A 26,100-nucleotide genomic window follows, 5' to 3' on the forward strand; every position below is an offset into this window, starting at 1 on the left:
ATGTGGGATCGGTCGCAGTGCCGGGCGTCTCGCCCGGCACTGCCGGTGCACGTGCCATGGCGTGTCGCCTGGCGATCAGCGCCAAAAGCGGTAGCTTATCGCGAGCGAGGCCACCCACCATGGCGCAAGCCCGAAAAGCACGGCGTCCCCCCGAAGGCAACACCGCCGGACTGGCACACCGCCAGTCCGCGCTGCTGCGTCTTAGCGCGGCCATCGCGTCCGCGCAAACCGAGCCGGACGTCTGCCGAGCAGTGGTCGATGGCCTGCACGATGAAGCCATCGGCTATGACTTCATCGGTGTGTTTCTCCTCGATGCCGCCTCCAGCGAGCGTGTGTTAGGCGCATCGGTCGGCTGGGACGACATTCCACCCGGCATGCGCCTGCCCGCCGATCAAGGGCTGAGCGCGCGGCCGCTCCGCGACGGCAAGGTGCAGTACACACCGGATGTCACGCTCGAGCCGGAATACGTGCCCGGACTGGGCAGCGGCTCCGAAATCGACGTCCCCCTCCGCGCCGGCGACGATGTGCTCGGCGTGCTGGTCGTCGAGAGCCGCGAGCCCGACGCGTTCGGGGCCGCCGATCGCGAAATCCTCACCGCCGCGGCGCAGCACGCGGGCATCGCGCTCGCGCGCCTCCGCCTCGTCGAGGAGCAGCGACGTCTCGTCGCCGCCGAGCGACGCCGCGCCGATGAGCGCCAAGCGCTGCTCGACACGATCACCGATCTCTCCGGCAGCCTCGAGCTGTCTCGCCTGCTCGATGCCGTGCTCACGCGCGCCGTGAGGCTGCTCGGCGCCGCCGGCGGCGAGCTCGCGACGTACGATGATCGAACCGGAGAGCTCGTGATCGCGGCGAATCACAACATGGTCGAAGATTCGCGCGGAACGCACCTCAAAGTGAACGAGGGCGCGATGGGGCTCGTCGTGAAGACCGGCGAGCAGATGATGATTCCCGACTATCAAACGTGGTCGGGGCGTTCGCCGCAGTACGCGCGCATCGACGCGCGCGCGGTCGTCGTCTCGCCGCTGCTCATGGGACGTCGCGCCGTCGGCGCGATCAACGTATGGCACGAGGACCCGTCCCTCACGTTCGCCGAGGCCGATTGCCGCTTGCTCTCCTTGTTCGGCCAGCAGGCCGCGATCGCGCTCGAAAACGCGCGCTTGTTCGCCGCCGCCCAACGGGAGCGCGAGTACTTCGAGGTGCTGGTGCGCAACTGTCCGGTCGCCATCGTCGTGCTCGACGTCAATCACCACGTGCTCTCGTGCAATCCGGCGTTCGAGCAGATGTACGGCTATGCCCAACGGGAAGTCGTGGGCGCAAACCTCGATGATCTCATCACGACGGCGGAGACGCGCAGCCAGGCGGTGTCGTATACGGTGCAAGCGGCGCAGTCGCGCACCGTGCAGGGCATCGGCCAGCGGCGACGGAAAGACGGCACCATGGTGGACGTCGAAGTGCTCGCCGTTCCGGTGATCGTCGACGGCGTTCGCACGGGCATGATGGGGTTGTATCACGACGTGAGCGAACTGCTCGCCGCGCGTCAGGTAGCCGAGGCGGCCAACACCGCGAAGAGTCAGTTCCTCGCCAACATGAGCCACGAGTTGCGCACGCCGCTCAACGCGATCATCGGCTACAGCGAAATGCTGGAAGAGGACGCGACCGACCGTGGACACCCGGACTACGTGCCCGACCTGCAGAAAATCCGCGCTGCCGGCCGACACTTGCTCGCGTTGATCAACGACGTGCTCGATTTGTCGAAAATCGAGGCGGGCAAACTGGAGCTCTACCTCGAGACGTTCGATCTGGCCACTGCGATCAAGGACGTGGCAACGACGGTCGAGCCGTTAGTCGCGCGCCGCGGCAACACGTTGACCGTCCAGTGCGCACCCAGCCTCGGCGCGATCCGATCGGATCTGACGCGCGTGCGCCAGGTGCTGCTCAATCTTCTCTCGAACGCATCCAAATTCACGGAGCATGGCCGCATCACGTTGGCCGCCGAGCGGCGCGGTGACGCCGTGGTCGTGCGCGTGAGCGACACCGGCATCGGGATGACGCCCGAGCAGATGGGGAGGCTGTTCGAGCCCTTCTCCCAAGCCGACACGTCGACGAGCCGCAAATACGGCGGCACAGGACTCGGCCTCGCGATCACACGACGCTTCTGCGAGCTCATGGGCGGCGATGTGAGCGTCGAAAGCGACTCGGGACGCGGCTCGACGTTCACCGTGCGGCTGCCCGTGGACGCATCGGCGCCGTTAGGCGAACAACCTGCCGCGCCGGCCGGCGACGCGCCTGCGACGGCCGCGCCCGAAGCGCGCGGCACGGCGGTGCTGATCATCGACGATGACCCGGCCGCACGCGCCATCACGCACCGCGTGCTCGTCCGCGATGGCTACCAGGTGATCGAAGCCGCCGACGGCGAAACCGGACTGCGGCTGGCGCGTGAACGCCGCCCCGCGCTCATCATGCTCGACGTGCTCATGCCGGGCATGGACGGATGGGCAGTGCTCGCGGCGCTCAAGGCGGACCCCGACATCGCCGCCATTCCGGTGATTCTCCAGACGATCGTCGAAGACCGCAACATGGGCTTCGCGTTAGGCGCCGCGGAATACCTCACCAAGCCGATCGAGCGCAAACGGCTCGCGGCGCTCGTCCGGCGCCACGTGCCGAACAAGTCCGCCGGTCCGATTCTCGTCGTCGAGGACGACGAGCACACGCGCACCTTGTACGCGCGGACCCTCGAGAAAGCAGGATGGTCCGTGGTGCAGGCCGAGAACGGGCGCATCGCGTTGGATCGCATCGCCGCATCGCGCCCGGCGCTCGTGCTCCTCGACCTCATGATGCCCGAAATGGACGGATTCGAGTTCCTCGATGCACTGCACCAGGATCCGTCCAGTCGCGCGATTCCCGTCGTCGTCATCACCGCCCGCACGCTCTCCGCCGAAGATCGCAATCGCTTGAACGGCGGCGTCGAGCGCGTGCTGCAGAAGCGCGCGCTGCAAACCGACGCGCTCCTCGCCGAAGTTCGCCAGCTGGCCGGCACCGTGCCGCAACCCGCGAGATAGCACATGCCCACCATTCTCCTCGTCGAGGACAACGAGCTGAACCGCGACATGCTGTCGCGCCGGTTGAAGCGCAAAGGATACGACGTCGCGATCGCCGTCGACGGGCTCGAAGGTGTCCGCATGGCGCTCTCGGGCAGCCACGATCTCATTCTCATGGACATGAGCCTCCCCGAGCTTGATGGATGGGAGGCGACGCGCCGCGTGCGCGAGGCCGAGGCCGATGGCCACCACGTGCCGATCATCGGCCTCACGGCGCACGCCATGTCGGGCGACCGCGAGAAAGCGCTGGCCGCCGGCTGCGACGACTACGATACCAAGCCGGTCGAGCTCGATCGTCTGTTAGGCAAGATCGAAGCCCTGCTCGCGAGACCCGTGTGAGCGGACTCACCACGCAGGAGTCGGTGGCCGAGCTGCGGCACGAGCTGCGCACTCCGCTCAATCTGATCATCGGCTACTGCGAGATGCTGGTCGAAGACGCCACGGACCCGGCGCGCCGCGACGCGCTCGACCGCACGCTGACGGCCGGCCGCGACATCCTCGACCGCATCAACACCGCGGTCCCGCCGTCGCGCGGCGAAATCACGGACGAAGAGTTTGCGGCGTTGCGGCGCGCCCTGCGCGAGCCGCAGCAGCGCATCGTCACTGCGACGGGCGAGCTGCTCGCGTCCCTCACCAGCGCCGATGCGGATCCGCAGTTCGAGCGCGACGTGCGCCGGATCCGCAGCTCCGCCGAACGCTTGCTGACCGTCGAGCTGCCGCAGCAAGTCGGCCGCACGCGCCTAACGAACACGGGCGACCACCCGGCGCTCGATGCCGCGGTCCCGTCGCCGGCCATCGACTCGGCGCGCATCCTCGTCGTCGACGACCTCGAGGACAACCGCGCGGTGCTCGAGCGCCGCCTCAGACGGCAGGGGCACGACGTCACATGCGCAGCCGGCGGCCACGCCGCGCTCGCGATGCTGGCGCACGAGCGATTCGACCTCGTGCTGCTCGACGTCATGATGCCGGACCTCGATGGCCTGACCGTGTTGGAGCGCCTCAAGTCCGGGCCGTCGACACGCGACATTCCCGTCATCATGATTTCCGCGCTCGACGATGTGTCGAGCGTGGTCCGCTGCATCGAGAACGGCGCCGAGGATTTTCTCTCGAAGCCGTTCGACCCCGTGCTCCTGCGCGCGCGCGTCGGCGCGTGCCTCGAGAAGAAGCGGCTCCGCGACACGGAGCTCGAGTATCTGCGGGAAGTCGGACGGGTGATCGAGGCCGCGACGGCGGTCGAAGCCGGCCGCTACGAGGCCGGCGCACTCGCGCAGGTGTCGCGCCGCGATGACGAGCTGGGCCGGCTCGCCCGGGTCTTCGATGGCATGGCCAACCAGGTGAAAGTGCGCGAGGCGCGCCTGCGCGAGCAGCTGGAGGCGCTGAAGCGCGAGATCGGCGTCGTGCGCGAAACGGCGCGCGACACTGCCCAACGGGAGGCGCCTGTGCTGGCCGCGGGCGAACTGTTCGCCAACCGCTTCGAGATCGCCGAGGAGATCGGCGCCGGCGGCATGGGCGCGGTGTACCGCGCGCTCGACCGCGAGCTCGGGGAGCAGGTCGCGCTCAAGATCCTGCGCTCGGAGCTGGTGAGCGACGCGGCGAGCGTCGAGCGATTCAAGCGGGAGATCAGGCTCGCGCGCCGCATCTCGAGCAAGCACGTGGTGCGGACGCACGACATCGGCGAGCAGGACGGCGTGTACTTCCTGACCATGGAGTACGTGCACGGTATCACCGTCCGCGAGCTGCTGCACACGCGCGGCCGGTTAGGCATCGCGCCGACGATGGCCATCGCGTGCCAGCTCGCGTACTCGCTGGCCGCCGCCCACGAACAAGGCGTGGTACACCGCGACATCAAGCCCGAAAACCTGCTGCTCGACGCCGCGGGCGTGCTCAAGGTGATGGACTTCGGCGTCGCGCGGCCGGCAGCCGCGGCGAGCGGCCTAACGGAAGTGGGACTCCTCGTGGGCACGCCGTCGTACATGGCGCCGGAGCAGCTCTTCGGCGAAGCGTTCGACCAGCGGGCCGATCTCTACGCCGCCGGCGTGGTGCTCTTCGAGTGCCTCACCGGCCGGCTGCCCTTCGAGGCGAGCTCGCCCGTCGCGCTGATCGCCAAGGTGCTGCGCGACACCGCGCCCAACCCCACGTCGTTGGACGCCGAGATCCCCGCCGGAGTCTCCGCCGTCGTGCAGCGGCTGCTCGCCAAAGACCCTGCCGACCGCTTCGCCAGCGCTGCCGACCTGGCGCGCGTCCTGACGGAGCTGGCCTGACGGAGCTGGCCTGACGCCGCGCGCCTAACGGAGGCCCGGCGGCGCGCCGGCCGCCGCCGCCGGACGGCCGGCGTGCTGGATGGCGCGCAGCTCAGCGCGGGCGCGCGTCGCGGCCGCCGAATCGCCGGCACCCACGGCCGCCGCGGCGAGGCCGCGCAGCGAGAGCACCCGCCGCGGCTGATGCGCGAGCGATGCCTGAAACTGGCGCTCGGCATCGCCGAAGCGCCGGAGACCGAGCAGCAACTCGCCTAACAGCTCGTGCGATGGTTTGAGCACCGGCGGCGGTCCGAACGCGTAGGCCAGCGAGTCTTCGGCAGCGGCCGCCGACGCCAGCGCCGAAACCGCAGCCGCCGAATCGAGTGACTGGTCGCGCAGCGCGAGCCTCGTCACCACGTCGAGCTCGGTACCGAGGACCGACAAGCCTTTCGTGTATTCCACATCGGACGGATCAGGAGTCTGCTCCGCTCCGATGAGCGCCACCACACGCGCACGTTCGCGCTCGAATGCCGCGCGCGCATCCGAGGCCGTCCGGCCGTCGCCGCGCCGCGCCGCTGCGAACCCGCGCGCGAACTGATACGACAGGCGCGGCGACGCCGCGCTGTCGAAATCGGGCGTCCACTGGATCATGCCGCCCGACCACGCTTCGGCGTCGATCACGTAGTGGGCCCACATCATCGCGGCGCTGCCGAGCGCCGAGAGATCGGGATCGAGATCGCGCATGTCCGGCTTGTACTTCGCCCGCGCCGCTTGCTGCTCGCAGCCCACGACCATCCGCCGTGCGTCGGCGAGCCGTCCCTGCTCGACGTAGCCGTACGCCAGCCACGACTGGCCATGGCCGCAGTAGAAGTGCGCCACGCCGCGCTTCGCCGCCATCGCGTCCATCATCCGCATCATGTTCTCGTTGGCGCGTACGACGTCGTCCCACATGCCTAACGCCATGAAGATGTGCGACGTCATGTGCTGCGCATGCGCCGCGTCGGGGGCGACGCGCGACAACGCGCGCGCGGCCGGCAGCGCCTCGGCCGCGTGGTCGGGATCATCCATGCCGTGGATCCAGTAGTGCGCCGCCGCCGGCTCGTTCGGATGTCGTGCGTACACACTCTCGGCGATGGACGCCGCCCGGACGTACGTCGGCACGTTGCGCACGCCCTGGCTCAATCCCATGAGCGACAGCGCGTAGAAGAGCCGCGCCTCGTCATCGCCTGGATTCGCGCGCACCACGGCGGCCATGCGCTCGGAGAACAACGTGTCCCGCGCCGCCTTGGCGCCCTCGCCGTACAACGCATCCACGGCGCGCATGTACGCCCGTTCGCGCGCGGTTGGAGCGGCGCGCTCGCGCGCATCGGCGGTGGGCGCGAACTTGCCTAACGCCTTGCGGCCGGCCGCGGTGTCCTGCTCATCCCACACGGCGTGCGTGTAGGTCATCGCTTCGCCCCAGTACGCCATGGCGAAGTTCGTGTCGGCGTGCTCGGCGCGCTGGAAGGCGTCGGCCGCTTCGTCGTAGTGAAAGAGATGCAGCAGCAGCACACCACGGGAGAATTCGCGTTGGGCGGCGGCTGATGTCGTCGACGTCGGGAAATCCACCGACCCATATCCGGCGAGCGTCAGGGCGCTCGACGACTGCGACTGTACCGACATGGCGGCCACACACGCCGCTGCCGATGCCAGGACCGTCGCTCGCTTCCACGCTGCGCGCATGCGATGCCTCCCGCGCGAATGTTCATGTCTCGGACGCCGGCGGTGCGTGAAACCGAATATCCGCCTCCTCCTCGCGGATCGCCAGCGCGACCGACGCCGCGACGCGTCTATTCCTTGCTCTCGCGGACGGGGCGCGCGACATTGGCGGTGAGCGCCTCGCGTCACCGTTGGACGTCTTCCATGCACGACTACACCGCCGAGACATACGGCGAGCGCATCGCCGACATCTACGACTCGTGGTACGCCGCGTACGACGAGCGCTCGATCGACGCGCTCGCCGACCTCGCGCAGGCTGGACCCGTCTTGGAACTCGGCATCGGCACAGGCCGCATTGCGCTTCCATTGCGGCGCCGGGGCGTCCAGGTGCACGGCGTTGATGCGTCGGCGGCAATGGTCGCGAAGCTTCGCGCCAAACCCGGCGGCGCGGCGATTCCCGTCACCCTGTCGTCGTTCGACGATTTTGCGCTGGACGAGCGCTTCTCGCTCGCCTTCATCGCGTTCAATACGTTCTTCGCCTTCCTCACGCAGGCGCAGCAAGTCCGGTGTATGGAGACGGTCGCGCGTCACCTTGCTCCCGGAGGCCGTTTCGTGATCGAGGCGTTCGTGCCGGACCTCACGCGCTTCGTGTCGGGGCAGACGATGCGCGTGATCGGTGTCGACACGGGAGAAGTGCGGATCGATGCGTCGCTGCTGGATCTGGCGCAGCAACGGGTGACCAGCCAGCACATTGTCCTAACGGAGGGCGGCGTCCGCCTCTATCCGGTCACGCTCCGCTATGTCTGGCCGTCGGAACTGGATCTCATGGCGCGCATCGCGGGCCTGCGTCTCGAGCATCGATGGGCGGATTGGGGGCAAGAAACGTTCGGGCGCGAGAGCACCAAGCACATTTCCATCTATCAGCGCGTGTCCTGAGGCGCGAAGGCCGACTCAGGTGCGGAAGGGCGCCGTCGGCACCACGCGCAACCCCGGCACGCGCGCCAACTCGCGCTCGCTCATCGTCGCTACGCCGTAGCCATGGGCCATCGCCGTGGCGGCGACGAGCATCGCGTGCGGCCCGATGAGCTCGCCCGCCGCCAGCAGGTCAGCCCACAGCTGCGCATGGCGCCGTGCTTCAGTTAGGCCAAAGGGCAGCACCGGCAGGAGGTCGAGCACCGACTCGGCAAACGCCGCCCGTCGCGCGCGCAGGCCGGCATCCGCCCCCCGATTCGCGCCATGCAGCAGCTCGGAGGCGGTGATGGCGGCGATCGCGACCGGCTCCTCGCCGAGCGACGCGAGCATGGCTTCGAGTCTGAGCGTGCCGCGCTCACCGGCGACGATGATCGAGGTGTCCAGCACTACTCCCACGGCGACTCGACCGACGGCAGACCCGTCCGACTCGCCGCAATCCCTCCGGCCAGCCCGCCCGCTTCCTGTGACGTCAGGTGCGGCAACGACGCCCATCGGGCAGCCGCGGAGCGCGCGGGAGTGATGCGGGCGGTATCGATGGCCGCGCCGCCAGCGCCCGCGACGCCCACGTGCGCCGCGACCGCGTCGCGCACGACCTGCGACTTGGGCACGCCGTGCGCCCGGGCCCACCGGGCCACGGCCCGGGCGAGCTCGCGCGAGAGCCGAAGCGTCAGGTGCATGTCCCTCATGTACCACAATGTACTGCATTTGTGCTACGCGCGCCACGCGAGGCCGTCCGGCCGCCGCGTCCACGCCGGCGGCCCGGCTGCTTGCCTCGGCGCGTGTCATCCGTACATACTCGCTCCTACTCCTTTCCTTTCGCGTCTCGGACCTCACCCATGACACCGCTTCGCCCGCATCAGTGGCTGCCGGCCGTCTCCGTCGCGCTGCTCGGCCTCTTCGTTCCGCATACCACGCCGGTGCCCGCACCGGCCGGACCCATCGATCCTGCCTTCTATCACGGTCTCGTCTGGCGCAACGTCGGCCCATTCCGCGCCGGCCGCATCGCGTCCGTCACGGGCGCGATCGGCCAACCGGGCGTGTTCTACGTCGGCTTGCCGGAGGGCGGCGTCTGGAAAACCACCAGCGCCGGCACCACCTGGTTCCCCGTCTTCGACTCCGTCACCAGCGTCGCCGCGGTCGGCGCCATCATGGTCGCCCCGTCGGATCCCAACATCGTCTACGCCGGCACCGGCGACATGCCGACCGGCGGATCGATCAACCAGGGCGATGGCGTGTATCGGTCGAGCGACGCCGGCCTGACGTGGCGCCACGTCGGACTCGACGACTCGCGCCAGATCCCGTCGATCATCGTCGACCCGCACGACCCCAACCTCGTCGTCGCCGCGGCGCAGGGCGACCTGCACCACAAGAGCGACGCGCGCGGCGTCTTTCGCACCACGGATGGCGGTGCGACCTGGACGCGGACCCTCTCCATCGATGACGAGACGGGTGTGGAGAAGCTGGCCAGCGCGTTCGACCAACCGCAGGTGATGTTCGCGACCACCGACCGCCACTACAACGCGCCCGGCGCGCCCCCGCGCCGCGGCGCCGAGCCGGCGTCCGGACCCACGGGCACGGCGCTCTACAAGTCGACCGACGAAGGCCTAACGTGGCACGCCGTGGACGGCCGCGGACTGCCGCGTCTCTACGGACGGACATCGGTCGCGGTCGCCGCACATACCAATGCGGAGCGCGTCTTTCTGATCGGCAACTTCGGACTCTATCGGTCGGACGATGGCGGCGACACGTGGCGTCAGATGGATTCGACCGACCACCGCGTCGGCAACGGCCAGGGTGGCTACAATTGCGGCGTCTACGTCGACCCGCAAAACCCCGACATCGTCTACACCATCAACACGTCGAGCTACATCTCGACCGATGGCGGCAACACGTTCACGGGCTTCAAGGGCGCTCCGGGCGGCGACGACCCGCAGCAGATGTGGATCGACCCGACTAACGGAAAACGCATCCTGCTCGGGCTCGACCAGGGCGCGACGGTCACGCTGGACGGCGGCGCGAACTGGAGCAAGTGGTACAATCAATCGACCGAGCAGGTCTATCACATCTCGATCGACAACTCGTATCCGTTCTGGATCTATGCGACGCAGCAGGATGCCGGCGCCGTGCGGACGCGGAACCGCGGCAACCTGGGCGAGATCACGCCGCTCGACTGGAGTCCGGTGCCGACGTGGGAATGGGGCACGATCGTGCCGGATCCGCTGCACCCCGACACCGTCTACGCGAGCGGCAACGGCATCGTGAAGGTCACGTACCCGAGCGAACAGTGGATCAATGTGAGCCCGCAGCAGGATCCCAAGCTGGAGCTGCGGACGGGCTCTACACAGCCGCTGGTCTGGGCGCCGTGGAATCAGCGCGAGCTGCTGGCGGGCTTCCAGTATCTGATGGAGACGACCGATGGCGGCGTGCACTGGGCGAAAATCAGTCCGGATTTAGGCGTGCCGCACGGCAGCGAACCGGCGGCGCCGCAGCCGCCATCGCGCGGCGGCCGCGGCGGCCCGCCTAACGGCGGCATCATCGAAACCATCGCGCCGTCCACGGTCGCGGCGGGCACGATCTGGGTCGGCACCAACAACGGCCTCATTCGCGTCACGCGCGACAACGGAAAAACCTGGTCCGACGTGTCGGTGGCCGGTCTCCCGAACGCGGCGCACGCGGACATCCAGACCATCGACGCCTCCCATGCCAGCGCCGGCGGAGCGTACGTCGCGATCGATGAGCACAACTCGGGCGACGACACTCCGTACTTCTATCGCACGCGCGACTACGGGAAAACCTGGACCAAGATCATCACCGGCCTCCCGACCGATCAGCCGAGCGGCAGCTTCGCGCACACGATCCGCAACGACCCCAAGCGCGCGGGCCTGCTGTTCGCGGGCACCGAGAGCGGCATGTACGTCTCGTTCGACGATGGCGACCACTGGCAGTCGCTGCAGCTCAACCTGCCTAACACATCGTATCGGGACATCGCGTTCCACGGGTCCGATCTCATCGTCGGCACGTACGGGCGCGGGATCTGGGTCCTGGACGACTACGCCGTGTTGCGGCAGATCACGCCCGCGATCGTCACGGCGAGCGCACATCTGTTCAAGCCCGACGACGCGATTCGCGTTCGCCGCAACGACGGCGCCGACACACCGTTTCCGCCCGAAGTGCCGCACGCGCTCAATCCGCCGGACGGCGTGATCATCTATTACACGCTCGCGGCGCCGCCTCGCGGCGACATCACGCTCGATGTGCTCGATGCGAGCGGCGCGGTGGTGCGGCACCTGTCGAGCGCGCCGATCCCGCCGCTCAAGGAAGCGTCCGATCCGCCGGAGCCTAACTTCTGGCTCGCCAAGCCGGCGCCGATGCCGACCGCCGTGGGACTCAACCGCATCAACTGGGACCTGCGCTTCGACCCGCCGCCCGCGTTCGAGCACACGTACGAGATCAACGCCAACCCCGGCCTAACGCCGGCGTCGCCCGAAGGGCCGCTCGCGCTGCCCGGCGTCTACACGCTCAAGCTGACCGTCGACGGCGCCACCTATAGCCAGACGGCGACGGTCCGGAACGATCCGCGCTCGCCCGCGACGATGGCCGCGTTGCGCGCGCAGAACGATCTCATGATGCGCGTCTATCACGGCCTCGCGAGCGCGTGGGCCGGCTACCACGCACTCGCGGGATTGCGGGCCGATGTCGAGAAAGCAGCTGGCTCGTCTCCGCCGTCCGACGTATCGGACGCCGTCAAGACGTTCGATGCGAAGCTCGACAGCGTGGCCGGCAATCCGTCGGGGGGTCGTGGATTTCGCTTCGGCCGCGGCCCGACGCCGCCGCCCGACTACGTGCGCGTGAGCGGCACGCTCGTGCAACTGCTCGAGGGCCAGGACAACGGCGACATGGCGCCGACGCCGTCGTCGCTCGCGGCGGTCGCGTCCGCCTGCACGGACCTGGCGAAGGTCGCGACGGCCGCCAAGCGCCTAACGACCACCGACCTTCCGGCGGTCGACGCTGCGCTCGGCCGTCATTCGCTCACCGACGTCGCGGCGCCGGCGCGCGGCAAGGGCGGGAGCGGGTGTTGAGCTCTCCCTGTGGCGCGCCTCACCGGCCGGCGGAGCTCTGCCACAGGTGCAGCAGCGCGTAGCTGCGCCACGGCCGCCACGCGTGCGACGCGACGTCGGCGGCGGCCGGCGTCGCGCCGCCTAACGCTTTGCGGGCGGCGAGGTCTTCCTTCGGGAAGGCGTCGGGCCAGCGCAGCGCCCGCATCGCGATGTACTGTGCGGTCCAGGGCCCGACGCCGGGCAGCGCCTCGAGGCGCGAGATCACCTCGTCGGGACGCGCGCCGGCTGCGAGCACGAGCCGTCCGGAGGCCGCCTCGCGCGCCAGCGCCAGAATGCTCCCGGCGCGCGCCCGGATGATGCCGAGCGCCGCCAGGTCCTCGACGCGGGCCTGGGCCACGCGGTCGGCGGTCGGCGCGGCGCGGTCGAGACCGGCATGGGGCGTGCGCACCGGCTCGCCTAACGCCGCCACGAAGCGCCCCGCGATCGTTGTCGCCGCCCTGACCGTGATCTGCTGTCCAAGGATGGCGCGCACCGCCAGCTCGAAGCCGTCGAAGGCGCCCGGCACCCGCAGTCCGGGGTGGCGCGCGACGGACAAGGCGAGCGCCGGATCGCGCGACAGATGCGCGGCGATCACATCGGGCCGGGCGCTCAGATCGAAGAGATGGCGCAGCCTGCCTAACACGGCCGGCAGCACGGGCGTCAGCGTGTGCGTGAGCTCGACCATCAGCGCGCGCCGGACCGGGGCGTGTGTCACGCGCAGCCATCCCCGGTGCGTCCCCAGACGCACGGTGCGCAGATACGCGCCTCCCTCCACGCATTCCACGCCGCGCATCGCGCGCGCGCCCAGAAACGACAGCAGCGCGTCCCACTCGAATGGCTCGCGATAGACGAGCTGCAAGGAACACGTGCCCGACGACGTCGCCGTGCTCCGCGCGTCGGGCGTCGCCCGACGAAACTGGGCCGGCGGGATGCCATAGCGGCCGTTGAACGCATCGTTGAAGCGGCGGACGCTGGCGAATCCGCTGGCGAACGCGACTTCGGACATCGGCAGTGTCGTCTCGGTGAGCAGCTGCTTCGCCAGCAGCAACCGTCGCGTGAGCACCAACTCCATCGGCGAGACGCCCAGCTCGCGCTGCATCATGCGGCGAATCTGTCTCGAGCTCCAGCCGAAGCGCCGGGCAATCGACTCGAGCCCCGCGCCGTCGTCGAGCATCCCTTCGTCGATCCGTTGGGCAATGAGACTCGCAATGCGATGCGCATCGTCGACCGGTGCGTTGCCGGGCGCCAGCTCGGGCCGGCATCGGAGACACGGACGAAAATTCGCCTTCTCCGCCGCTGCGGCGCTGTCGAAGAAGCGGCAATTCGCCGCCTTCGGCGTCCTAGCCGTGCACACGGGACGACAATAGATGCCGGTGGATGTCACGCCGACGTAGAACACGCCGTCGAACCGCGGGTCATGCGCCGCCAGTGCCTGATAGAGCGCTGTCGTGTCATGGGTCATGGGGTGCAACGTACCCGGACAAGGCGCGCTCGACTAGCCATTTTCGGACACCTGGACTCTCGGCGCCCGCGTCGCCGGCCGCCAATGTCGCGTCGGTCCACCGGCCGGGAAGGCAGGTGTCCGAATATGGCCAGAATGGCTACGAATCCCACCGCACATTGCGGTCGTGCATCGTGACCACCGACATTAGCTTCGAGAGGATTCCATGCCCGCTACTCTTCGCACTCGCTCGCGCCGTACCGGCGCACCGATTGCGCGCCGCGACGGCGGCGACGTGATCCGGATCGCGTTCGCCAGCTCCCCGATCGGGCTCCTGCTCGTCGCCCGCAGCGATGCCGGCGTCGTGGCCGTGCTCATCGGCGACGACCGGGACGCGCTGCGGCGCGAGCTGCAACGCCGCATTCCGTTAGGCACCATCGCGGACGCCGACGGGTCGCTCGACGCGCTCGCCGCGGAGGTCGCTGCGCTCGTCGACACGCCGGATCGATCGCTCGGTGTGCCGCTCGACATGCGCGGCACGCCCTTCCAACAGGAAGTCTGGCGCGCGCTGCGCGCCATTCCGCCCGGCACCACCATCACGTACGGCGAGCTCGCGGCGCGCCTCGGCCGTCCGCAATCCGCGCGCGCGGTCGGTGCCGCGTGCGGCGCCAATCCGCTGGCGATCCTCGTCCCGTGTCATCGCGTCGTCGCGCAGACCGGTGCGCTGACCGGGTACCGATGGGGTGTCGCTCGCAAGCAAGCTCTCCTGCGGCGCGAATCCTCCGCGCGTCGCTGAGCACGCTTTTCGCCGAACGACGACGGCGTTTCGCGACGGTCGCGGCCGGTGTACCGTTCACGGCGTGTGACCGTCGCCCTTTCGCCGCCGAGGACATGTGGACTCCGAGCTCGATGCGCTGATTCAGCGCGCCGATCAAGCCGATCCCGTCGCATCGGACAAGCTGTTCCGGATGCTGTATCACGAGCTGCACCGGCTGGCCGAAATCCAGCTGCGGCGCGCGAACGCCTCGGTCACGTTAGGCACGACGACGCTCCTCCACGAGGCGTACCTCAACATGACGGGGCGTCCGCAGCTCGCGTTCCCGGACCGGCTGCGGTTTCTCTCGTACGCGTCGCGCGCGATGCGCGGCCTCATCATCGATTACGCGCGCCGGCGCCGCGCGCGGAGGCGCGGCAGCCGCTTCGAAGTGACGCTCGAGGGCACGGACCTCCCGCCGGAGACCGGCGCGATCGATGGCGTGGAGATCGCGAACCTCGGCGATGCGCTCGACGAGTTGGCGGCGATCGAGCCGCGCTTGGCGCAGTTGGTGGACCTGCATTTCTTTTGCGGATTCTCGTTCATCGAGATTGCCGCACTGCGCGGCGTGTCCGATCGCACGATCCAGCGCGATTGGCGCAAAGCGCGCGCCTTGCTCCACCGCTCGGTCCTCGGCGACGGCGAGCCGACGTCCAGTTAGGCGTGCGCCGCCGGCTGCGGCGCCCGCGCTACGGCAAGGACGCGCGCAACCGCGCTGCTTCCACGGTGCGCGGGTGCGAGTCGCCGGCGGCGGCACGGAGCGCGGCAACCGCGCTGTCCAGCACGCCGCGCGCGGCCGTGGTATCGCCCGTCTCCAGCAGCGCCCTCGCTTCGACGAGCTGCGCCTCGCCGACGAACGCGCTGCGCGACACCGTCGCAGAATCGAGGGCTGACACATCGCGCGCATCGCGTGCGTAGCGCAGTGCCGCCGCCGGCTGGTGCGCGCCGAGCGCCGCCTCGGCGGCCAGCACCAGCGCGGCGTGGTACACGCGCCGGCGCTTGCCGTCGAAATACCCGTACTCTCGCAGCACGTCGTCAACCAAGGTGCGCGCCGCCGACGCATCGTGGCGCAGCATGGCCAGCCGTGCATCGATAATTCTCGAATCGGTCAGCTGGTCATCCACGCTGCGGATGGTCAGGTGCACCTCGATCGCCTTGAGCGCGGCGTCGCTGCGCTCGGCGTCGGCCACCTTGCCTAACTGTAGTTGCGCCAGCGCAAGTCCGAACAGCGCGCGGCCCTGCCAATACGTGTTGTGATCGGCTTTGGCCTGGCTTGCGAGGACGGCAAAATACTTGGCGGCCGAATCGGCGTCGCCCTCCGCCAGCGCGGCGTGTCCATAGTGAATGAGGGGCTGCTCTGGAATGCGCCCCGACGGATCGCTCCGCGCCACCTGCTCGAGCACGTCGTGCAGGATGTGCTCCGCCTGCGCGGTCTGGCCCAGCTCGAGCAGGATGTCCGCCATGTTGTGCCGCATCGACGCCTGCGAGAGCGTCTCCCCGCGGCCCGTGCTGTCCATGATGGCAATGCTGCGACGGAGCGCAGCGAGCGCGTCGGCATACTGGTGGTTCGCGTAGAGGAAGTCCGCCGATGCCGACAGCATGCCGACGTACACGAGGTCATTCGTTAGGCCGAGGCTGTCGCGGATGGCGAGCGCGCGCCTGATTTCGGGGCCGGCCAGGTCGTGCGGCCCGGATTCATCATTGAGTGCGGCGGCTCGCTCGAGGCAGAGCGACGCGGCACGCGGATCGGCGTGCGCGAACGATGGCTCGAGCCGGTGCAGCAGCGTGTGTGCGACGTCGTACTTGCCCTGGCTGCGCAAATTGTCGAATTCATCGCAGCGCGCCTCGAGCAGCGCCGAGCTGTCGGGAATGGCGGCGGCGAGCGACTCGGCCCGCGCGATCAGATCGCCGCGGATCTTGCTGTCGTTCAGGTCCGCGTACTGATCCGAGAGCTGCAGCAAGATCGGCGTGAGCAATCGCGGCTGTCTCGCGTACTCCCGCTCGATGGCGATGCGTCCGCGATCGAGAATCTCCTTCATCGTGATCGGCCCGGTTCCCACCTGGCTGACGAGCACGTTCTGGAGTTCCGCCTGCGCGTTCGCGCGCCGCGTGGCGTCGAGGGCCGCGTCGCGCTCGCGTTGGGCTTCCCGCATCTTCGACACCGAGAACGCCGTCGCCACGACCAGCACCCCGGCCACCGCACACGCGCTGGCGACGGCACCGCGATGCCGGCGGACGAACATGCGCGCGCGATACGCGATCGAGTCGCGGCGGGCGCTCACCGGCTCGTGCCGCAGCAGGCGCTCGAGATCGTCGCCTAACGCGGCCACCGTCTGGTAGCGCTCGTGCGGGTTCTTGCGCAGCGCTTTCGCCAGGACGTTGTCGAGATCGCCGACGCCGAGCCGCGCCGGCTCGACCTCGAACAGCGCGCGCAGCTCGTCCATGGCCGATGCACATCCCTCGCCAGTCGGATGCCGGCCGGCCACGAGCACGTAGAGCAGCACGCCTAACGCGTAGACGTCCGTGGCCGTGGTGATGGCCCCATCGCGCACCTGCTCCGGCGACGCATAGTCCGGCGTGAACGCACGACTGCCCTCGGCGGTGAGCGCCGTGTTGGCGCCCGCCAGCCCATCGTCGAGCAGCTTCGCGATGCCGAAGTCGAGCAGCTTCACGGCGCCGTCGCGCGTCACGAGAATGTTGGACGGCTTGAGATCGCGATGGACGATCAGGTTCGCGTGCGCGTGGCCGACGGCCGCGATGACGTCGAGCACCAGCCGGATGCGCGCATCGATGCCGAGTCCATGCTCCCGGGCGTACACGTCCATCGGCTGGCCGTCGACGTACTCGAGGACGAGATACGGCTGGCCGCTCGCGCTGAGGCCCGCATCGAGCAGCCGCGCGATGCCGGGATGCGTTAGGCGGGCGAGCACCGAGCCCTCCCGCCGGAACCGCTCCCTGCCGGTATGGCTCAGGCGCGCAAGGCTGAGCAGCTTGACCGCCGCGAAGCCGTCGTACCGGCCGTCCGTCCGGCGTGCACGCCACACCGAGCCCATGCCGCCATGTCCGATGGGTTCGACGAGCGTGTACGCGCCCAGCTCGAGACCTTCGAGCGAGAGCGCGACAGGCTCGGACATGAACCCGGTGCGCTCCGCCTGCGCGTCGCCGGAGAGGAGCGACGTCAATTCATTGGCGATCTCGGGAGCGCTGATGCTGAGCTCGGTCAGCCACTTGTCACGGTCGGCGTCGGAGAGATCGAGCGCATGGTCGAGCAACGGCTCGAGCTCCTTCCATCGCTCGCGGTCCATCGCGGGCATACTGGTGGTCCTGCCACTGAAAGGCCGCTGCAGCTTACCGGAGTCCGGCCAATTCTGCCAGACGGCGATGCGTGACACGGGCCCGCAACCAGTTGTCTGTACGACGCATCCTCGCCATGTTTGGGATGCGTCTAGCTGCTGCCACGAAATGTTGCTCCCACCGTTGTCGCCCATTCGCTCTCAATAGACTCCTCACGCTGCTCTGCGCGCGTGCTGCACGCTCGTGCCCCGGCGTGCTGCTCGTTCGTCAAGCTGGATGAGCGGAGCCAATGTCGGCTCCTCCTTCCCGGCCCCGCATTCGGTACCCGACCGCGATGAAGCGTACGGACCTCATTCCACTCGTCATTCTTCTCCCGTTGCTCGGCTTTGTGGCTGCGCAGGTGACCGAGACCTCGCACCCGACGCCCGAGCCGCGCGTGAGTCTGGTTCCCGTCGAAGCGCACACTGAAGCGGGACGGTTGGGCATCGCCCGTCACATCGCCGAGGTCGCGCACGTTGCCTCTGCGCCCGCTCGGGCTTCCAGCGACGAGGCGATCCACGACCTCGGCGACGTGCGCCAACGGTTGGCGCTCGGCGCCTCCGGCACGTACATCGATGAGATTCTGCTGGAGCGCGACTCGGCGCTGGCGCGTTGGCCGGATCGCACCTCGCAGCCCATCCGCGTGTGGATCGGCAGCGGCGCGGGCATCCCGGGCTGGAGCGACTCCTTCCCGGCACGCGTGCGCGATGCGTTCGAGGAGTGGAGCGATCTCGGCATCCCGGTTCGCTTCCAGTTCGTGACCGATTCGCTCGACGCGGACGTCCACGTGGCCTGGATCGACCATTTCGACTCACCGATCAGCGGCAAGACGCTCTGGGCACGCGACCGCAGCTGGTGGATCGTCAATGCGAACATCACGCTCGCGTTGCACCACAACGCCGGCGAGGCGCTGGACGATTCGAGTGTCAAGGCCATCGCGCTCCACGAGGTCGGCCACCTGCTCGGTCTCGACCACACGAGCGACACGACCGACATCATGACGGCGCGGGTCCGTGTGCGCGATCTGTCGAACGCCGATCGTGCGACGATGAAGCTGCTCTACTCTCTGCCGCCGGGCAGCATTCGCCAGGGCAAGTAGGCAGCGGCCATCTGCCTAACGCAACGCGCGCCGGCGATCCACGCCGGCGCGCGCTTTTTCATCGGTCCCACTTGAGCACGATCGTTCGTTTCTTTTTGAGGCGGACGATGTCGAGCTTGAGTTGCGAATCGGATGCGCGGTACATGGCGCGGCTCAACCCGGCCGGCGAGTCCACTGGATTGCCATCGGCGCGAACGATCACGTCGCCGTCCTCGAGTCCGGAGCGAGCGGCAACGGTCCCCGACGCGACGCGCAGCACCAGCACGCCTTGTCTCACGCCGAAATAGTCGGCGAGGTTGCCCACCGGCCTCACTTCGGCGCCGGCGACGACGAGCAGCGCTCCCCCGAACCGGGTGACGGTCGTCGAGATCTCGGGCATCGGCGACACCGCCGGGAACGGCGCGACGGCGATCTGGATCTGGGTCGAGTCGTTGTCCGATTCGCGCGCCGGTGGCGCGGGCGGCGCCGGCGTCGCTTGCGGCTGAGGAGCGTTTGGAACGACGAAGAAGCGCGCGCCGGACGGCGCGGTCCAGACCTGGGTCCACCAGGACGCCGGCCGTTTGCCGACGAGCGCGCTCAGTTGCTTGGTGTAAGCGCCGCGCTTGACGCGGAGGAGCACGTGTGTGCCCGGCTTGAGCAGTGTGGAAAACGGTTCGCAGCCGGCTGTCACATCCTTGCCGTTCAGCGCGAGCAGCTTGTCGCCCGACTCCAGACCAGCGCGCTCGGCGGGAGAGTCGGGATCCACGGATTCGATGGTGGGATACTCCTCGAATCGCATGAGCGTCTTGCCGCCTTCATTCTGGATTTCGGGCGTGCTGGTGGACAGCGTAACGCCCAGGTATCCAGTGCTGGTTTGATTGCGGAATTGGCCGACGCTGATCTTGATGTCTTCGTGCGCCATGCGGCGGAGGAGGAGCTTACTGGTCAGCTGCTCGTAGCGCTCCTGGGCGCGCCGCAGCGCTCCGTTGGCGCGTGCCAGCGCTTCGGCGGCGGCTCCGCTGGAATCCTGCGAGACCATCGCCTGCTTCATCGCATCGATGAGCGCCTGGTGCGCGCGCTCGAGCGCCGCGCTCGCGCGGGCGAGCTCGCGATCGGCGCGCGCATCGCTGGTGCTGTCGCAGCTCGGGCAGATGGCGGGCGCCGCATCCTGCGCGCCCACGGTGCCTAACGGGACGGCCATGGCGCCCGATGCGATCGCCGACGCGAGCAGCACCGCACCGCGATGCATCGTTCGACCGCTGCGCATCGACATGGTCATCAATAGCGGGCCAACGACATGCCTGCGGGCAGCGATCCGTTGAGCTGCTGCAGGGTCACCTCGCGCGCGGTGCGAGCCGAGATGAGGTATTGGTTGATGACGGGATCTGCCGGCGCTTGATTGGCGGCGGCGAGCGCGGCATCGGACACGCGATCGAGCGCGGCGAGGCGTTGACGATACCGATCGATGCCGGACTCGCCGCGGAGCGACGTATCGTGCGCGACGACGAACGCCGCGGCCAGCCGGTAGTCGCTTTCGGCGCGGCGCATGAGGGCCATGGCATCGTCGACGCTTGCCGGTGCGCGTGTGGAATCCGCGGTTTCCGCCACTGCCGGCACGGACGTGGTCGAGGTTGTGCGCGCGGCCGACGCGCGGCCGACGGCCAAGCCGCCGGCCGCGATCATCACGCCGGCGGCGAGCTGCATCCAGGCGCGCGGCAAGCCGCGGCTGCGGAGGGGAGCGACGGGGCCGCGCGGCGCCGGTTGCGTTAGGCGCGCGGCGATGGACCGCCATTCGGTGAGCGGGTGCGAGAGCGTCTGCCGCTCGCGTGCCGCCATGGCCACGAGCTCCTCGTACGCCGCCTGTTCGCGCGCACACGCCGGGCAGGCCGCGAGGTGCGCCGCTTCGTCGTGTGTCGGCTGGTCGTCGGCCAGCGCGGCCAGCCGTTCAGGATCGAGGTGCAACATGGGTGCGAAGTTCCGTTGCCGGCGTCTGGACATCGATCAGGTGCGCGAGCAGCCGGCGAAGTCTCGCGCGCGCCTTGAAGAGTTGCGATTTGGATGCGCCCGCCGTGATGCCTAACTCGCGGGCGATGTCCTCGTGCGTATAGCCTTCCACGTCGTGCAACACGAACACCGTGCGGGCGCCGGCGGGGAGGCGGGCGGCCGCATCCTCGATGGACGCGGCGAGGAACGCGCGGTCGCCGTCCATCTCGACGGTCGACGAGTCTTCCTCGATGTCGACCTCCAACCGCCCCAGCCGCCGGGCTTTGCGCAATGCGTTCAGCGTCCGGTTCACCGCGATGCGGTGGGCCCACGTCCCGAACTGCGCGTCGCCCCGATAACTGCCTAACGCGCGAAAAATCTGGATCCACACGTCCTGCGCGATGTCGGCCGCCAGATCCGGATCGCCGCCCACCAGGCGCCGCACGACCGCGTCGATGTGCGGCGAGTACTGCGACCATAGCTGGCGCAGCGCTCGCTCATCGCCGCCGACGGCGCGCCGAATGAGAGCGTGATCCGTTTCCATTCCGTTTGCTTGATTGGTCACCGTTGCGTCAACTTCGGTTGCCGAACCGGCGCTCGCCACCGCCCGGCTCCGCGAAAACTCCGGTCGAAGCGACCGAGCGTTGGCGCGCCCCCACCGCAAGCCGAAGCGGTCGCACCACCATTACACTCGAGTCCGCCGGCGTGCAAAAGGTGACGCCCACCGATGTCTTTCGTCTTGCCAAATGAATGCAACCCCACATATTGGACTAGGATAGCTCGCCCGACCTCAAGTCGTGTGGTCGTCCTGCCGGACTTCAGCCCGCCAGATTCCGGTTCGTATTCGCGGTTCGCTCTGCTGCTGCTCTGTTCTTGCGACAATTCACGTCCGCCGCCGTATCGTGAGCGCGGGGTACAACCCCAAGCTTCGAGTCGTGGCATTTGGACACGCCTCCGCGAGTCGAGGTTCCCGCAGTCGCTTCGGAAGAGGGATTCATCGTGGTTCTTGCGCTGCTCGCTGCCGCTGCCATCGCTGCTGGGAATGGAGGACTGCCGGTAAAAGCACCGGCGTCCGTTGGCATGTCGGCTGCGCGGCTGCGCGTGATCGACCGGGTGGTGCAGCGCGGCATTCACGCCGGCGGGTTCCCCGGCGCGGCCGTCGTCGTGGGGCGCAAGGGCGCGGTCGTTTGGGAGAAAGGCTTCGGCCGCATCGATTGGAAGTCGTCCAGCCCCCGGGTCTCGCCCTCCGAAACGTTGTACGATCTCGCCTCGCTCACCAAAGTCGTCGGCACGACCACCGCCATCATGATTTTGTACGACAAGGGTCTCTTCAAGCTCGATGACCCGGTCGTCAAGTATCTACCCGAGTTTGGCGGCGGCGAGAAGGACAGCGTGACGATTCGAGAGCTGCTCGAGCATCGGTCCGGCCTCCCGGCGGATCGCGAGCTGTGGCGCCTCGCCTCGACGCCCGAAGAAGCCCGCCACATCGTGCTCAGCACGCCGCTCGACTACAAGCCCGGCTCACAATACGTGTACTCCGACCTGGGCGCGATGACGCTCGGGTTCCTGGTCGAGAAGCTGAGCGGCCAGCCGCTGGACGAGTTCCTCGAGATGTGGGTGTTCCATCCGTTAGGCATGATGAACACCTTCTACCGGCCCGCCGACTCCGTCAAGTATCGCGCGGCGCCCACCGAAGACACGCCGCCCCGCGGCTACCCGCTCAAGGGCGAAGTCCACGACGAAAACGCGTACGCGTTAGGCGGCGTGGCCGGACACGCCGGACTCTTCAGCACGGCGGCGGACCTGTCCATCTTCGCGCAGATGATCCTGAACGGCGGCGAGTTCAACGGCACGCGCATCGTGGCCGACTCGACCATCCGGCTCTTCACGCACCGCGCGGCCGGCAGCCGCGCGCTCGGGTGGGCGATGGCCGACGGCCAGTGGGGCTCGGGCCGCTTCCTGAGCGACGAAGCGTTCGGCCACGTCGGGTATACCGGCACGTCGCTCTGGATCGATCCCGATCGAGACATGTTCGTCATCCTGCTCACCAATCGTGTGCACGAGCCGCGCGCGCGGCGGCCCGAGAAGGTGATCGCCGACATTCGCGCCGATCTCTCGGACGCCGCGGCCGTCGCGGTGACCGACGACCCGGATCAGTTGATCGCGATGCCCGTCTCATTCCGCGCCGACAAGGCGAAAGGGTGGAACCACGTGGAGCATCGCCATCATCGCCGCGTGCGGCACCGCGGTACCAAGTCGACCGTGCGAATCACCAAGCACCACACGGTGGCGGCGTCGCACAGCAGGAAAGCGGTCGCCACGCCCAAAAAGAGCCACACGACAAAGAAGTAGTAGTCTTGCCCGCCGTCTCGGCGCCGGTGAAGTTGCGGTATGCAGTCTCCCGGAGCCGACATGAACGACGACGCACCCCAAGCACAACCCCCCGACGCACCGGGCGCGCCCGCCACGGCGCTGACCGAAGATGTCGTGAAAGCGACGCTCCGGCGCGTCAAAGACCCCGAGCTCAATCTGAACATCGTCGATCTGGGTTTGGTGTACGCCGTCGCAGTCGACGGCGGACTCGTGACGGTGGACGTGACCCTCACCTCGCCGGGATGTCCCTCGGGCGCCGAGATCCTGACGACCGCCGAACAGCAGATTCGATCGCTGCCGGGGGTCGAGGATGTGGTGATGAATCTGGTGTGGGATCCGATGTGGAGTCCGGATCGGATGGAGCCGCGGATCAAAGCCTACCTGGGCTTCTGACGGCGTCCGTGCCTAACGGTTAGGCATCAGCCGTCGAGCGCGCGCAGCAGGTCCTTCCCCATCACCTCGATCTGCCACTGGCGCAGGTCGTCCGCCTGCGCCAGCTCCTCGAGCGATGTGGGACGCTTGCGGGCGATCGTTTCCAGGCGCTCGCGTGAAATCAGGAAGCCGGGATCGAGGTCGAGCCGTTGGGCGGCGAGCTCGCGGACGCTGCGCAAGCGGTTGACGCGCGCGTCGAAATCCGGGTCGCGCTCCCAGCGTGGCGCCCGCGGAAACCTCGGCAGGTCCTCGTCGGGAACGGCGACTCCGCGCCCGATCGCATCGAGTACCTCGGCGCCGCGGCGCTCGATCACGCCGCGCGGCATGCCGCGAATCTCGCGCAACGCATCGACCGTGCGCGGCGTGGCGCGAGACAACTCCAGCAGCGTCTCGTTTCCGGCCACGCGAAACGTCGCGCGATCCAACTCGCGTGCCACGCCATCGCGCCAGGCAACCAGCTCTCGCAGCACGGCAAGCTCGCGACGACTCAAGTCTCGCGCACCCTTGATCCGCTGATAGGCGTCGGCCGAGGCATCGTGCTCCCACCTGGTGCCCTCGAGTCGATCGAACTCTTCGCGAGCCCACGCGGTTCGTCGTGCGCGTTCCAACGCTTCGGCAAGGCGGTCGCGGAGCGGCAGGAGATGCATCGTATCCTGAGTGGCGTAGTCGAGCATGTCCTGGGGCAGCGGCCGCATCGACCAATCGGCGCGCTGATGCTTCTTGTCGAGCTTGATGCCGAGGAATTGCTCGAGCAGCGCGGCGAGTCCGAACGCGCGGATTCCGAGCAACTGCGCGGCAATGCGCGTGTCGAACAGACGGCGGGAGTGCCAGCCGTAGTCCTGGAACAACAGGCGAAGGTCGTAATCGGCGTCGTGAAAGACGGTTTCCGAGCGCGTGCTCTCCAGCAGCTCGCCAAGCGCGCGCGGTTTCCCGATCGTCAGCGGATCGAGAATGGCGTTCACGGATTCCGTGCTTATTTGGAGGAGGTAGATTCGGTCGACGAATCGGTGGAAACTGGCGCCCTCGGTGTCGACGGCCACGCGGTCGGGTTCGCCGATCGAGGCGAGAAAGCGCTCGGCGTCAGCCGGGCTATCGATGTACCGTGTGGAGGTCCCGGACGCGCGCGTGGCCGGTCGAGGGTGGGACGGCGGTGAAGAATGCGACGGCACTCGGAGCGTACCTCGTGTAGCAGGCCAGGCGGTGGCAGTCCCCGGGCTGGCGCGCGGTCGCACCCGGGTGTTCGTGAATTCTCTCGTCCGGGACGCGCGAAAGGAAGCGGACTGCTAGTTTGGAGTCCACTCGTAGCGGTATCGACACTCTCTCTGCGACGGTGTCCATGTCCGACGCAGTATCACACGGGTTCCCGCCGCGCGGGAACGCCTGGAAGTCGCGCGATGTGTTGCGCGCCGCGGCCATCGTGTTCGGTTTGTACTTCACGCTGCGGTTGTTGTGGTTCGCGAACGCGCTTGTGCTGGTGGCGTTTCTGGGTGTGTTGTTCGGGCTGGCGATCTCGGCGGGTGTGGATCAATTGGCGCGGGTGCGCGTGCCGCGGGCCCTCGGCGCGGCGACGATCGTGCTGGCCTTTTTCGCGGTTCTCTATGGCGCGGGCGCGCTGATCGCGCCGACGGTGAGCGATCAGCTGGCCGTGCTCAAGTCGCGTCTGCCCGAGGCGCAGGCGCGCGTCGAGGGATGGCTGGCGCAGCGGGGCGGCCTGATGCGGGCAGCGATGGGCTCCGGCCCGGCGGCGGACACGGGCCGTGCGGTGGTGCCGCGAGGTCAGTTAGGCGGGCCGCTCGCGCCGGTCGGGCGCGGGGCGGCCGAGGCGACGCAGCGCGACACGGTGGGCCCGGGGACGCCGAGTCCGTTAGTCCAGGGTATCGGACGGCAGTTGCAGAGCGCCACCCGCTACCTGTTCCCGTTCCTCACCTCGACGCTCGCGGCGCTCGCCGGCGCGGTGGTGATGCTGTTCCTCGCCATCTACGTCGCCGTCGACCCGAGCTTGTACCGACGAGGATTCCTCGTACTGGTACCGCCGGAATCGCGTGACGTGGCATCGCGGGTGCTCAGCGAGATGGCGGTGAAGCTCCGCAAATGGCTGGTGACGCAGCTGATCGCGATGCTGGTGATCGGCGTGGTGAGTACGATCGTGCTGCTGATTCTCCGGGTGAAGGCGCCGTTTGCGTTAGGCCTGCTGGCCGGCTTGCTCGAGTTCGTGCCCACGATCGGTCCGCTGCTCAGTGCGATTCCCGCGATCGCGATGGGATTCCTCGACTCGCCGGAGAAGGCGTTGTCGGTGACCATCGCGTACATCGCGATTCAGCAGACCGAGGGGCAGATCCTCATTCCGATGTTGATGAAGGGCGGCATCGATCTCCCGCCGGTGCTGACCATCCTGGCGCAGGCGGTGATGGCGATGCTGTTCGGGTTCCTGGGACTCATGGTGGCCGTGCCGCTGCTGGCCGCGGTAATGGTGCCGCTGCGCATCCTGTACACCGACCGCGAGGGACCGCTCACGGAGGCGCAGCTCGAGGCCAGCGGTTAGGC

Annotated in this window: 20 protein-coding genes; 11 read left to right on the forward strand and 9 right to left on the reverse strand. The window is 68.5% G+C overall.

Annotated features, from left to right (window positions below; translation table 11 throughout):
• Nucleotides 1-119: 119 nt before the first annotated feature.
• The 3 genes from VFW04_09330 to VFW04_09340 are packed head-to-tail and all read left to right on the forward strand — an operon-like array spanning nt 120 to nt 5,359.
• Nucleotides 120-3,059 (forward strand): response regulator, encoded by a 2,940-nt coding sequence (locus VFW04_09330; GenBank protein ID HEX5179519.1) that lies wholly within the window; start codon nt 120-122, stop codon nt 3,057-3,059.
• A gap of 3 nt (nt 3,060-3,062) precedes the next feature.
• Nucleotides 3,063-3,437: a response regulator gene (locus tag VFW04_09335; GenBank protein ID HEX5179520.1), complete on the forward strand. Its 375-nt coding sequence runs from the start codon at nt 3,063-3,065 to the stop codon at nt 3,435-3,437.
• A complete protein-coding gene (locus tag VFW04_09340) occupies nt 3,434-5,359 on the forward strand; it encodes a protein kinase (GenBank protein HEX5179521.1) in 1,926 nt (641 codons plus the stop codon). The genes VFW04_09335 and VFW04_09340 overlap by 4 nt, the downstream gene beginning before the upstream one ends.
• Before the next feature lie 24 nt (nt 5,360-5,383).
• Here the strand turns inward: VFW04_09340 and VFW04_09345 are convergent, their stop codons facing one another.
• Nucleotides 5,384-7,057, reverse strand: coding sequence for a hypothetical protein (locus VFW04_09345; protein ID HEX5179522.1), 1,674 nt, complete (start codon nt 7,055-7,057; stop codon nt 5,384-5,386).
• 180 nt (nt 7,058-7,237) lie between these two features.
• Between VFW04_09345 and VFW04_09350 the strand changes: the two genes are divergently transcribed.
• Complete coding sequence (locus tag VFW04_09350; protein ID HEX5179523.1) at nt 7,238-7,969, forward strand: class I SAM-dependent methyltransferase; 732 nt, start codon at nt 7,238-7,240, stop codon at nt 7,967-7,969.
• 15 nt (nt 7,970-7,984) lie between these two features.
• Here VFW04_09350 and VFW04_09355 read toward each other — a convergent pair whose 3' ends face one another.
• Both VFW04_09355 and VFW04_09360 read right to left on the reverse strand, forming a co-directional pair.
• The gene (locus VFW04_09355; GenBank protein HEX5179524.1) at nt 7,985-8,401 is read right to left on the reverse strand and encodes a PIN domain-containing protein; all 417 of its coding nucleotides are present in this window, start codon (nt 8,399-8,401) and stop codon (nt 7,985-7,987) included.
• Nucleotides 8,392-8,682, reverse strand: a complete 291-nt coding sequence (locus tag VFW04_09360) for a ribbon-helix-helix protein, CopG family (GenBank protein HEX5179525.1) — start codon at nt 8,680-8,682, stop codon at nt 8,392-8,394. The genes VFW04_09355 and VFW04_09360 overlap by 10 nt, the downstream gene beginning before the upstream one ends.
• Before the next feature lie 159 nt (nt 8,683-8,841).
• On the opposite strand from VFW04_09360, the gene VFW04_09365 reads away from it, so the two are divergent.
• Entirely contained in the window at nt 8,842-12,084 is a 3,243-nt protein-coding gene (locus VFW04_09365) for a hypothetical protein (GenBank protein ID HEX5179526.1), read from the forward strand.
• Nucleotides 12,085-12,103: 19 nt separating this feature from the next.
• On the opposite strand, the gene VFW04_09370 is transcribed toward VFW04_09365, so the two are convergent.
• Nucleotides 12,104-13,564: an AlkA N-terminal domain-containing protein gene (locus VFW04_09370; GenBank protein HEX5179527.1), complete on the reverse strand. Its 1,461-nt coding sequence runs from the start codon at nt 13,562-13,564 to the stop codon at nt 12,104-12,106.
• A gap of 205 nt (nt 13,565-13,769) precedes the next feature.
• Between VFW04_09370 and VFW04_09375 the strand changes: the two genes are divergently transcribed.
• Nucleotides 13,770-14,339, forward strand: coding sequence for a methylated-DNA--[protein]-cysteine S-methyltransferase (locus tag VFW04_09375; protein HEX5179528.1), 570 nt, complete (start codon nt 13,770-13,772; stop codon nt 14,337-14,339).
• A gap of 97 nt (nt 14,340-14,436) precedes the next feature.
• Entirely contained in the window at nt 14,437-15,018 is a 582-nt protein-coding gene (locus tag VFW04_09380) for an ECF-type sigma factor (GenBank protein HEX5179529.1), read from the forward strand.
• Between the two features lie 28 nt (nt 15,019-15,046).
• Here VFW04_09380 and VFW04_09385 read toward each other — a convergent pair whose 3' ends face one another.
• Nucleotides 15,047-17,671 carry a serine/threonine-protein kinase gene (locus VFW04_09385; GenBank protein HEX5179530.1) on the reverse strand — a complete coding sequence of 875 codons (2,625 nt, stop codon included), beginning with the start codon at nt 17,669-17,671 and terminating at the stop codon, nt 15,047-15,049.
• A gap of 314 nt (nt 17,672-17,985) precedes the next feature.
• Between VFW04_09385 and VFW04_09390 the strand changes: the two genes are divergently transcribed.
• A complete protein-coding gene (locus VFW04_09390) occupies nt 17,986-18,789 on the forward strand; it encodes a matrixin family metalloprotease (protein HEX5179531.1) in 804 nt (267 codons plus the stop codon).
• 58 nt (nt 18,790-18,847) lie between these two features.
• On the opposite strand, the gene VFW04_09395 is transcribed toward VFW04_09390, so the two are convergent.
• Genes VFW04_09395 through VFW04_09405 form a run of 3 tightly spaced genes read right to left on the reverse strand, consistent with a single transcriptional unit; the run spans nt 18,848 to nt 21,316 of the window.
• Nucleotides 18,848-20,041 (reverse strand): PDZ domain-containing protein, encoded by a 1,194-nt coding sequence (locus VFW04_09395; GenBank protein ID HEX5179532.1) that lies wholly within the window; start codon nt 20,039-20,041, stop codon nt 18,848-18,850.
• Between the two features lie 5 nt (nt 20,042-20,046).
• Nucleotides 20,047-20,733 carry a hypothetical protein gene (locus VFW04_09400; protein HEX5179533.1) on the reverse strand — a complete coding sequence of 229 codons (687 nt, stop codon included), beginning with the start codon at nt 20,731-20,733 and terminating at the stop codon, nt 20,047-20,049.
• A complete protein-coding gene (locus VFW04_09405) occupies nt 20,714-21,316 on the reverse strand; it encodes a sigma-70 family RNA polymerase sigma factor (GenBank protein ID HEX5179534.1) in 603 nt (200 codons plus the stop codon). The genes VFW04_09400 and VFW04_09405 overlap by 20 nt, the downstream gene beginning before the upstream one ends.
• A 434-nt stretch (nt 21,317-21,750) precedes the next feature.
• Here VFW04_09405 and VFW04_09410 point away from each other — a divergent pair, with 434 nt between their 5' ends.
• Entirely contained in the window at nt 21,751-23,103 is a 1,353-nt protein-coding gene (locus VFW04_09410) for a serine hydrolase (GenBank protein HEX5179535.1), read from the forward strand.
• Nucleotides 23,104-23,163: 60 nt separating this feature from the next.
• Nucleotides 23,164-23,517 carry a metal-sulfur cluster assembly factor gene (locus VFW04_09415; protein ID HEX5179536.1) on the forward strand — a complete coding sequence of 118 codons (354 nt, stop codon included), beginning with the start codon at nt 23,164-23,166 and terminating at the stop codon, nt 23,515-23,517.
• A gap of 26 nt (nt 23,518-23,543) precedes the next feature.
• Here the strand turns inward: VFW04_09415 and VFW04_09420 are convergent, their stop codons facing one another.
• A complete protein-coding gene (locus VFW04_09420; GenBank protein HEX5179537.1) occupies nt 23,544-24,788 on the reverse strand; it encodes a ribonuclease D in 1,245 nt (414 codons plus the stop codon).
• A gap of 104 nt (nt 24,789-24,892) precedes the next feature.
• On the opposite strand from VFW04_09420, the gene VFW04_09425 reads away from it, so the two are divergent.
• Complete coding sequence (locus VFW04_09425) at nt 24,893-26,098, forward strand: AI-2E family transporter (protein ID HEX5179538.1); 1,206 nt, start codon at nt 24,893-24,895, stop codon at nt 26,096-26,098.
• The last annotated feature ends 2 nt before the right edge of the window (nt 26,099-26,100 follow it).

The organism is Gemmatimonadaceae bacterium (assembly GCA_036273715.1).
GTDB lineage: Bacteria > Gemmatimonadota > Gemmatimonadetes > Gemmatimonadales > Gemmatimonadaceae > JADGGM01.